Annotated in this window: 10 protein-coding genes; 6 read left to right on the forward strand and 4 right to left on the reverse strand. The window is 35.1% G+C overall.

Annotated features, from left to right (window positions below):
* Nucleotides 1-40: 40 nt before the first annotated feature.
* Nucleotides 41-583, reverse strand: a complete 543-nt coding sequence (locus tag KBI38_07085) for a prepilin-type N-terminal cleavage/methylation domain-containing protein (protein MBP8629820.1) — start codon at nt 581-583, stop codon at nt 41-43.
* Nucleotides 576-1,013 carry a hypothetical protein gene (locus KBI38_07090; GenBank protein MBP8629821.1) on the reverse strand — a complete coding sequence of 146 codons (438 nt, stop codon included), beginning with the start codon at nt 1,011-1,013 and terminating at the stop codon, nt 576-578. The genes KBI38_07085 and KBI38_07090 overlap by 8 nt, the downstream gene beginning before the upstream one ends.
* Before the next feature lie 201 nt (nt 1,014-1,214).
* On the opposite strand from KBI38_07090, the gene KBI38_07095 reads away from it, so the two are divergent.
* From KBI38_07095 to KBI38_07115, 5 genes are all read left to right on the forward strand, one after another.
* Nucleotides 1,215-2,126 carry a sugar kinase gene (locus tag KBI38_07095; GenBank protein MBP8629822.1) on the forward strand — a complete coding sequence of 304 codons (912 nt, stop codon included), beginning with the start codon at nt 1,215-1,217 and terminating at the stop codon, nt 2,124-2,126.
* A gap of 42 nt (nt 2,127-2,168) precedes the next feature.
* Nucleotides 2,169-2,519 carry an arsenate reductase family protein gene (locus KBI38_07100; protein MBP8629823.1) on the forward strand — a complete coding sequence of 117 codons (351 nt, stop codon included), beginning with the start codon at nt 2,169-2,171 and terminating at the stop codon, nt 2,517-2,519.
* A gap of 139 nt (nt 2,520-2,658) precedes the next feature.
* Nucleotides 2,659-5,094, forward strand: coding sequence for a DNA gyrase subunit A (gene gyrA / locus KBI38_07105; GenBank protein MBP8629824.1), 2,436 nt, complete (start codon nt 2,659-2,661; stop codon nt 5,092-5,094).
* A 73-nt stretch (nt 5,095-5,167) separates the two neighbouring features.
* Nucleotides 5,168-6,166, forward strand: coding sequence for a nucleoid-associated protein (locus tag KBI38_07110; protein MBP8629825.1), 999 nt, complete (start codon nt 5,168-5,170; stop codon nt 6,164-6,166).
* 75 nt (nt 6,167-6,241) lie between these two features.
* Nucleotides 6,242-7,444 (forward strand): zinc ribbon domain-containing protein, encoded by a 1,203-nt coding sequence (locus tag KBI38_07115; GenBank protein MBP8629826.1) that lies wholly within the window; start codon nt 6,242-6,244, stop codon nt 7,442-7,444.
* Nucleotides 7,445-7,551: 107 nt separating this feature from the next.
* On the opposite strand, the gene KBI38_07120 is transcribed toward KBI38_07115, so the two are convergent.
* Both KBI38_07120 and KBI38_07125 read right to left on the reverse strand, forming a co-directional pair.
* Nucleotides 7,552-7,998 carry a hypothetical protein gene (locus tag KBI38_07120; GenBank protein MBP8629827.1) on the reverse strand — a complete coding sequence of 149 codons (447 nt, stop codon included), beginning with the start codon at nt 7,996-7,998 and terminating at the stop codon, nt 7,552-7,554.
* A 74-nt stretch (nt 7,999-8,072) separates the two neighbouring features.
* Entirely contained in the window at nt 8,073-9,428 is a 1,356-nt protein-coding gene (locus KBI38_07125) for an NAD(P)-dependent oxidoreductase (GenBank protein ID MBP8629828.1), read from the reverse strand.
* A gap of 228 nt (nt 9,429-9,656) precedes the next feature.
* On the opposite strand from KBI38_07125, the gene KBI38_07130 reads away from it, so the two are divergent.
* A complete protein-coding gene (locus tag KBI38_07130) occupies nt 9,657-10,535 on the forward strand; it encodes a YitT family protein (GenBank protein ID MBP8629829.1) in 879 nt (292 codons plus the stop codon).
* Nucleotides 10,536-10,537: the final 2 nt, after the last annotated feature.

The following is a 10,537-nucleotide window of genomic DNA, read 5'->3' on the forward strand; positions in this document are numbered from 1 at the left end:
TGTTTGATATATTTATTGATTTTAATCATCTCCTAAATTTTTAAGGAATAGTATTGGTCCAAGATATTTTTGGGTCTAAGGAAACCACATTTTCTTCAAGTTTATAATTGGTATTACGTAGACCGTTATTTACAATAAGCGTTATTTTAATGCGACGATCGATGTTATCCCGAGCAATGGTTAAACTTTGCAAGCCGTTTACCGGGATTGTTTTGGTAGTGCTGCCACTAGTAATAACAATGTTTTTTTTCTGAGCATCAACACTGATGCTGGAGGCTATAGCTGTGGTTGGTGTTTTTTTAGTATAAGTTATAGTGTCAGGAGTTTCATCGCTGAGATTGCAGGTAATAGCAAAGTTTGCTTTAGTTTTGATGTTAGAGGCGTTTTCAAATTCGGGATAAATATTTGCCATAATATCTCGTGCTGCTTGCACATTTTGTGTAATATTCATCGTGTTGGCATTAACAGTATTGGTCGTGCTAATTGTTAAGAATGTTCCTGCTAACATCAAGGTTAATAGACCCATACCGACAATCAGTTCAGTTAAACTAAAGCCTTGTTGACCCCAAATGCTTTTACTCATAACAATACCCCTCCAATTGTACTGATCTAATATGATTTGATATGTCAGTCCAGGAAACCGTAACCCTGATGGTGTTTAAGGTGCTAGTTGTGATAGCAGAGTCGGTTACTTCTGTTGCGGTAAGAATTTTCTTGGTAACAGTATAATTAAAGTTAGGTTTGTTGGGACTGGCAACGGTTGTTACTAAAGCGTTATTGGTAGTACTGTTTGGTGTGAACAAAGGCATATCGTTTGAACGATTATCGCTTAACCGAAAATTTTCGATTTCTGTTTTAGCAATCATCAATGCTTCATTATAATGCTCATTATAGCTAGCGGTGGTAGTGGTATAACTGAAAACTTTTATAATACCAACAATCGCAATACTCAGTAACACACTGGCAATTAAGGCGTCCACTAAGAGCCAACCTTTTTGATTAGATATTTTCAAATTTTACTACCTCCAAAGACTGATTGGTCAAAGAATGATATTTAAAATCTTCGACAAACAGGAAAATATTCCTTTAATTTATAATTATAGTCTTATCTTTAAGATAATAATTTATTTTCTTGACGATTAAAACTTTTTTGTTAATATTGATAGTGTATTTGATTTTAATTATTAATTTTATATAAAGGCTAAGGTGATTTTATGCTTAATGTAACAATGTTTGGCACTGTTTTTATGGATATAAAGGGCTTTGCAGAACAAAACTATGATCCGGTGGGGCGGAATTTAGGTCATGTTAAATTTATTCATGGCGGGGTGGGGCGAAATGTCGCTGAAAATCTAGGGATTTTAGGGGTGCCGACAACTTTTGTCAGTACGGTTGATGATAATGCCAATGGGCAGGAAATTGAAAACAGGCTACTGGAAAATGAGGTCAAGACGGATTATTTAAAAAAAGTACCGGCTGATGGTATGGGAATGTGGATGGCGTTATTAGCTAAACATGGTGAGCTGGTCGGTTCTATTTCTAAAATGCCTAATTTACAATTTTTTGCCGATATTGTTAATAATCAAGGTGAAGAAATAATAACCAAAGCTTCTCATGTGGCCTTGGATATTGATTTGAATGAAGAAATCACCAAAAAAGTTATAGCAATTGCCAAAGAAAAAAACAAACCCATCTATGGTTTGCCGGGAAATTTATCAGTAATTCTTAATAATAAAGACTTGTTAAGAGAGATGGAGTGTTTTGTGTGTAATGACATTGAAGCTGCGAAGATTTTTGCTGTGGAAATTGAGCTGGGCGATGTTGCTAAAATAACAGCAGAATTAACTAAATTTGCAAAGTGCCATAATATTAAGGCGATGGTGGTCACAATGGGTGAAAAAGGTGCAGTATATTTTTGCCGAGGCATGGAGCAGGCGCAATATCATAGCGTGCAACCGGTGGAAATGGTTGATTCAACTGGCGCCGGTGATGCCTTTTTTTCTGGTACTATCAGTGCGTTGGTGCAAGGTAAGTCCATTGATGTAGCAGTGGAGTATGGTTCGAAGGTTGCAGCGCATACAATTCAATCATTAGAAAGTACTTGTTGCGGTTTTATTAAAGGTTAAGGTTATTACTGTGAATTTTCAAAATGAAGTGGAGGAATAAGGATGTTATTTGTTTGTTATCCTAAATGTGGTACTTGTAAAAAAGCGGAGCAGTATTTAAAAGAAAATAACCTTAGTGTGGAGAAACGTGATATAAAACAAGACAATCCAAGAGTGGAAGAGTTAACAACTTGGCATAAAACCAGCAAGTTACCACTGAAAAGATTTTTTAATACCAGCGGACTACAATATAAAAATTTGCAATTAAAAGATAAATTGCCACAGCTGACGGAGCAAGAGCAATTGGAATTATTGGCAAGTGACGGAATGTTAGTAAAACGCCCACTCTTGATTGGGCCGGATTTTGTATTGGTGGGCTTTAAAGAAGAAGAGTGGAGCAATATCATCAAGTAATTACAAAAAATTACCACAAGAGGAAAACGTTAATTATTAATTCTTACAAAAGAATTTGAAATATGTTATAATTAATAAGTTAAAGTGTTTTAAATTGATGTTTATAATAAATTTCAAAAATTATGTATGAGGTGAGAATGTGGATTTTGGTTTAGGGAAGGTTTTGCCTATACAAATTGAGCAAGAAATGAAGAACTCATATATCGATTACGCGATGAGCGTTATTGTAATGAGAGCTTTACCTGATGTTCGAGACGGCTTAAAACCTGTTCATCGTCGTATCTTGTATGCGATGCATGAAGCGGGAATGTCGCCTAATAAGGCCTATAAAAAATCGGCACGTATCGTCGGGGAAGTACTGGGTAAATATCATCCACATGGTGATAGATCAGTTTATGATGCTACCGTAAGGATGGCACAAAATTTCTCTATTCGATACTTATTGGTAGATGGTCATGGCAACTTTGGTTCAATTGACGGTGATTCAGCAGCAGCAATGCGTTATACCGAAGTGCGGATGTCCAGAGTAGCAGAGTCGATGTTGGAAGACATCGAAAAAAACACTGTTGAATTTGCACCAAACTATGATGAATCGTTAAAAGAGCCGAGGGTATTGCCGGCAAAATTACCGAATTTATTAATTAACGGTTCCTCCGGGATTGCGGTTGGGATGGCAACTAATATTCCACCACACAATTTAACGGAAGTTATTGATGGATTATTGATGATGATTGATAATCCGGAAGTTGAAATAAAAGATTTGATGTTGGCGATAAAAGGACCGGATTTCCCAACCGGTGGCTTGATTTTAGGAACTGAAGGCATTAATAGTGCTTATACTACCGGCCGTGGGGTCGTGAAAATGAGAGCACAAGCACGCCTGGAAAAAATGCAAAACGGCAAAAATCGGATTGTTGTGACAGAAATACCATATCAAGTTAATAAAGCCCGCTTAGTAGAAAAAATAGCTGAATTAGTGCGTGACAAGGTGATTGACGGTATTACTGATTTACGGGACGAAAGTGACCGTAAAGGGATGAGTATCGTTATTGAATTGCGTCGTGATGTTAATGGTGAGGTTATTTTAAATCAGCTTTACAAGCATACGCAAATGCAAGAAAGCTTTGGGATTATTATGTTAGCATTGGTGGATGGTCATCCGAGAGTGCTTAATTTAAAAGAAGTATTGTATTACTATTTAGAACATCAAAAAGATGTTATTACTAGACGGACACAATATGAATTAGATAAAGCTAAAGCTAGAGCACATATATTAGAAGGTTTAAAAATTGCTTTAGATCATTTAGATGCGGTAATTGCGACTATTAGACAATCGGCGAATGTTGAAAACGCTAGAAATTCATTGATTGATAATTTTAATTTATCAGAAAAACAAGCTCAAGCAATTTTGGATTTACGCTTACAACGGTTAACAGCGTTAGAACGCGATAAAATTGAGCAAGAATATAAAGATATTTTAGAAACAATAGAATGGTTGGAAGCGGTATTGGCTGATGAAACTAAAGTATTAGCGATTATTAAAGATGAGTTGATTGAGATAAAAAGACGCTTTGGTGATGCTAGACGTACTGTCATTACTAGAGATTTATCTAAATTGGCGATGGAAGATTTAATTGCCGAAGAAGATGTGGTAATTACCTTAACACAAGGCAATTATATCAAGCGTTTACCGGCAGATACTTTCCGTAGTCAAAAACGTGGCGGACGCGGTATTACCGGTATGGCGACCAAAGAAGAAGATGCAGTGGAAGATTTATTCTTAACAACTACGCATCATAATATTATGTTCTTCACTAATCGTGGTCGTGTTTATCGCTTAAAAGGCTATGAAATTCCGGCTTCAGGACGAACTGCTAAAGGGGTAGCAATTGTTAATTTATTGCCACTGGAAGCAAATGAAAATATTACGGCGGTTATTCCGCTTAAAGAATTTGCGAGCAATCGTTATTTATTTATGACAACTCGCAAAGGTATTGTGAAGAAAACGGAATTAATGGATTATGATACAGCACGTAAAGGTGGCTTAATTGCTATTTCCTTAGATGATGATGATGAGTTAATTGCCGTAAAACGTACTAATGGCGAGAAAAATATCATTATCGGTACGCGAGGCGGTATGGCGATAACGTTTGCCGAAACTGATGTTAGACCAATGGGCCGTTCGGCACATGGGGTAAAAGGTATCAGTTTAAACAAAGGTGATGAAGTTGTTGGGATGGATACCTTAAAACGCGATTCGGAAGTATTAACAGTTACGGAAGAAGGTTTTGGGAAAAGAACACCGGTAACAGAGTATCGCAACCAAAAACGCGGTGGTAAAGGTATCATTAATATCAAAGTTACTAATAAAACCGGTAAAGTGGTTGGTTTAAAAGTTGTTAAACCAGGTCAAGAATTGATTTTAATCAGCGCCGAAGGCGTTGTTATTAGAATGAATGTTGATGATATTTCGGTAATTAGTCGTAATACCCAAGGTGTTACTTTGATGAAAACCGGTGCTGCTGATAAAGTAGTTTCGTTAGAATTGGTGAAAAAGAAAACAGTGGAAGAATAAAGTTGAAAAGGTCAGGTCTGGAATAATCCAAACTTGACCTTTTTTCTATCAAAGATAAGGGTGAGATAAAATGTTGATTTTACTGAATAAAGTTATTTTACATATTTTAGACTTCAATTCCGGCGTAATGGTTTTTTCAGAGCAAGAATTAGAGCGAACTGATACTGTTGAGATATTTTTGCAAAAGCATGTTGAAAAATCATTTACCAATCAAGATGTCAAACAAGGAAGATTTTATGAAAATAGTACTTTTCAACAGAAAATGGCCAACTATTTAAATGAAGCAGTAGATTTTGTATATTTTTCAAAACAAATAGCGGAGTTACTATATGATTCTATTACTAAAGCTGAAGAATTAGCTTCGGCGGACTTGTTGGTAGCCGATTTAACGATTGAAGATGAACGTTATATTGCGGTTTTGAAATGTAATAATCGAATGGGCTTTATTCATCAAGTGGTACAAGATGGCGAGGTTGTAAAAAATGATATTATCAATCACTATGCAATTTTACCGAGTTTGACCCAGAAAATAGATGAATATGCGTTTGTTAACGTACAAAGTCAAGAAATAAAATTAGTGGATAAGAAATACACCGTTAATGGTGAAACTGTTAATATTATGGCGGAACAGTTATTACAATGTCATAGTGAATTATCAGCGAAAGACAGTATTAAAATAATGCATGAAATAACGAAAAAAGTTGCAGAAAAACATGGAAAAAGTCCGGTGGAGGCCATAACGAAAGTTAAAAATTACTTATTAGAAAATAGTGAAATAGCTGATAATGTTATGCCACAAGCTATAGCGGAAGTTGCCTTTCAAGAATCACCGCTGATGCAACGAGAATATAACGAAGAAATAGTAAATGCCGGGTTAAGTCCGGAAATTCAACTTGATAAAGAATTGACTGTTAAAAAAAATAAAGTCCACAAAATAAAAACCGATACCGGTATTGAAATAACAGTACCGATTGACTATTTTAAAAACAAAGATTACATTGAATTCATTAATAATTATGATGGGACACTGTCCATTAATTTAAAAAACATCGGAAAACTAATCAACAAATGATTTTTATTATTTTACTTTTATTAGTAAAGATTGTATATTAATAAGTAAGTAAACTATATTAAGGGAGATGTTTTTTTGAATCGCTGTAGTAGTTGTAATTTTGATATTGACGAAAGTACGAAGTTTTGTCCGAATTGTGGTAGCAATTGTCAGCAGGCTGGTGTTATTAAATGTAATAAATGTGGCATGGAAAATTTATCTAGTGTTAGTTTTTGTAAACAGTGTGGAAATAATTTAAAACAAAACCGATCAAGGGAAATTAAACAAAAATTTGCTGCTTTTTTAGAAAAACCACAGGCGAAACTTGGGGTAGCGCTGGGGATATTGTTAATTATTGTGGCGGCTTCAACATTTTATTATTTAAATTTTATGAGTAAAAGTCATTATTTAGCTTATTATGGAGAGGCTTCTCGTAAAATTGAGACTGCCAATGACATATTAGTTAATAATACTACTGCTGAAAACTTAAAAAATGAAAAAATAGCCGATTTGCAAAATCAATTACAGGTTCAGCGTGATGAATTGATGAACTTTGAAAAAACCTTTTCCAACACTCATGTGTTACAAGAGTATAGTGAACATCATAAAAATTTATTAGCATTATTAGATAAAGAAATTGCCATGATTGAAGAGACTAAATTGGTTATCGGCAAGCCGTTAAACAAGGAAACCGATAATGTTATTGATAGTTTAAAAGCTAATATTGAAGAAGCCAAAGGGCTTTCAGAAAAGATAAAGGTTGAAGAACGAAACTTTGATTTAGGCAAAGGCATTACTGTATTGCCACATCAATTGACGATGTTTGTGGAAGAGCAACGCACCATAAACAAAGAGAAAATTGCTAGATTACTACTGATGAATGATTTTTTTCAAAAAGTTGATACAATGATTCAAAGATATGATAGTTCAAAGCTAGACTTGGGCGCTAATTTAGATAATTTGCGCAAGGGCGGTTATACTTGGAATGATTATTTTAACACATTAGAAATGGCCAGAGCTTTTAGAGTTGGCTTAAGAAATCAAATTGATTTTATCAAAGCACCTAAAGGTGCGGAAAATGTTAAACGGCAGTTTAGTGAAGTAGTAAGTTTAGCAATACAATATTGTGATAAAATGAATTCTGGAGCACAATTAGAATATATGTATCGTTATCCTGATGCTGAAAAAAGCTACAATGAAGCTAAGGCAATAAACACTAAGGTTCAAGCTACTTATAGTGATTTCATCAATAATTATCAAACGGAAAAAAACAGATTGACTAATATGGAAAATTTATAAAACGATATTAGTATAAAAAATGACCACCAATGTTAACCTTTTTATATGTGACCGGAATACCGGACATATTACTTTAGGCTAACATTGGTGGTCATTTTATAGTATTATTAGACTTTTTTATCATACTTATTGCTGGTATTATTTTTATTGCCGTATTTTAGTCTTAAATTATTAGCAATTTCAATTGATAAATTAGCATCGGTGAGATTGGTTTTACTGGTTTCAATACTAGTGATAATTGTATCATTAACAATACCATTGACTTCAGCTTTAGATTGAGCGGCTTTAAGTCTGGCTTCTAAATTTGCTTTTTCTAGTTTTTTTAATTCGATTTTAGTTTGCAACATTGGATTGTTTGCTAAATGTTGTTGTTCCGCACTGGATAACTGCTTGTTATTAAGGGCTTTTCTAAGTAATTGTTCTTCGTCAATTTGTGATTTTGCTTGGCTAAAAATAAGGTTGTTATTGTTGGTTTTGGGGTGTTGCCCCAGTGGAGAGTTTATTTTTGTTTGATAAAGTTTTTGTAGGCCGAAGAGCCAAGAAGAAATTTTCATAATAAAGCCTCCTTTATAAAGGTCTTTATTAATATATCGAGATAATAAGAGGTTAGTTTTAGCAAATAATAAGGTTAAAGATCTTTTTCAATTTTCAGACCACATTCTTCCATTAGCTTTTTTGCTTCAACATATTGAACAATTCCGGTAGCGACTTTTTTTGCTTCTTTCATTGCTAATACTACGGTGGCTGGACCATGAACAACATCGCCACCGGAAAAAACTCCGTGTTTGGTACTCATGCCATATGGTCGATCCTTTGTTTTCACAAAGCCGTCCGGTGTTACTTCGATGCCGGGAGTAGTTGAGATTATTTGATTGGAAGGTTTTTGTCCGATGGCAATTATAATTTTATCGGCATTAATGAAGGTTCGTTGCTGCTGATTAATGGATGGTTCTGTAGATAGTGAGGAATATTGTAATCCTAAAACTTTGTTTGTGCCCATGAAGCGAAGTGGTGTCACAGCTGGCAAAAAGTTGACGCCTTCTTGTTTGGCCGCTTCGTATTCAGCTTTTAAAGCCGGCACATCATTGGCGGCTTCACGATGTAATACCGTTACTGACGCTGCGCCAATGCGTAGTGCGGTTCTCGCAGCGTCCATGGCTACATTACCGGCACCGATAACAATAACAGTATCACCTTTGACAATCGGAATTTCTTCTTGCCCAACGCTATGTTGATTTGCTAAGGCTACTATTTGCAAGAGATATTTTGCTTGTAAAATACCGGTTAAATTACTGCCTTCAATATCAAGTCGTCGAGATATGGAATTGCCGGTACCAATGAAAATGGCATCAAATCCTTGATTGAATAGTTGGTCGAGAGAAAGATCACGACCAATCAGCACGTTGTTCTTAAAGGTAACACCCAGTCGTTGAATTTTTTGTATTTCGCGCCTTACAACATCTTTGCATAAACGAAAAGCCGGAATTCCGTACATTAAAACTCCACCGGGTTCTGCTTGTGCATCAAAGACAGTTATGGCAAAGCCTAATTTTGCTAAATCACCAGCAACGGTTAAGCCGGCGGGGCCGGAGCCGATAATAGCCACATTACCTTTCATGTTGGTGTTTTTTGGTAGTGGGGTTATTTCTAAATCGGCATCAAGATCAGCAATAAATCGTTCTAACTTACCGATTTTTATACCGGTACCGGTTTTGCTGAGGACACAAGAACCTTCACATTGTTTTTCGTGGGCGCAAACTCTGCCGCAAACGGCTGGTAAATTACTGTGACGAGCTATAACCGCGCTGGCTTGCCCGATATTACCGTTAGCTAATTCTTTAATAAAGGCCGGTATTTCATTTTCGATGGGACATCCAATGCGACATAGTGGTTTGGAACAATTAAGACAACGTTTTGCTTCATTAATAGCTTCTTTTAAGGTGAAATTATTGTCGTTTTGAGAATTTTCAAGTAGCGCTTTCATAGAAACTCCTTTAGCTATCATATTAAAAATATTAATGGAGACCATAACTAACTTTAATGATTTAATTATAGCACTATAGAAATGAGAAAAATATAAGTTAGCTTTATGTTAAAAAAATAACTAAATTAAAGTTTAAGTTAGTTAAAAAAGAATAATTAATGAAGGTTGTTTTTGGAAAATTGGTTTAATGCCGTTTTTGTTATATAATAAAGATATAAAAAATATTAAATGCAGGAGGTTGGTTTTTTGACGAGTAGAAAGAAAACAAAAATGGATTATGTAAAAAAATATTCTTTAATATTTTTAGGGGCAATTATTACTGCAATTGGCTTGGAAATATTTTTGATACCTAATAATATTATTGATGGTGGCATTGTCGGAATATCAATTATGGCTAGTTATTTAACAAAACAGCCTATCGGATTATTTTTGGTACTGTTTAACTTACCGTTTTTGTATTTAGGCTATAAACAGATTGGTAAAACTTTTACGATTTCCACATTGTTTGCCATAATATCATTAGCGTATTGGACAACACAATTTGGACCGATTTTAAAAATTACCGAGGACTTGTTTTTAGCAGCAGTTTTTGGTGGTTTGTGCTTAGGGGTAGGAGTAGGCTTAATTATTCGCTATGGTGGCTCTTTAGATGGCACGGAAATTGTAGCGATTATTATGGATAAGCGTTGTGGTTTTTCGGTGGGTGAAATTGTAATGTTTATGAATATATTTATTTTAAGCAGTGCCGGTTTTATTTTTGGGTTAGACAAAGCGATGTATTCTATCGTAACCTATTTTATTGCGGCAAAAGTTATTGATGTCGTTATTCAAGGGGTCGATGAGTCCAAAGGGGTTATGATTGTCACTGATGAGTGGCAAGAAATCAGTGATGCTATTATGGCTCGGCTTGGTCGTGGCGTAACCATCTTGCATGGTGAAGGTGGTTATAGTGGTGACCCGAAAAAAGTTTTGTATTGTGTTATTACAAGGTTAGAAGTTGAAAAGTTAAAAGGTATCGTTAGTGAAAAAGATGATAATGCCTTTGTAACAATTAATGAAGTCCACGATGTTATTGGTGGCAGATTTAAGAAAAAAGCAATTCATTAAAA

Source organism: Negativicutes bacterium (assembly GCA_018052945.1).
GTDB lineage: Bacteria > Bacillota > Negativicutes > JAGPMH01 > JAGPMH01 > JAGPMH01.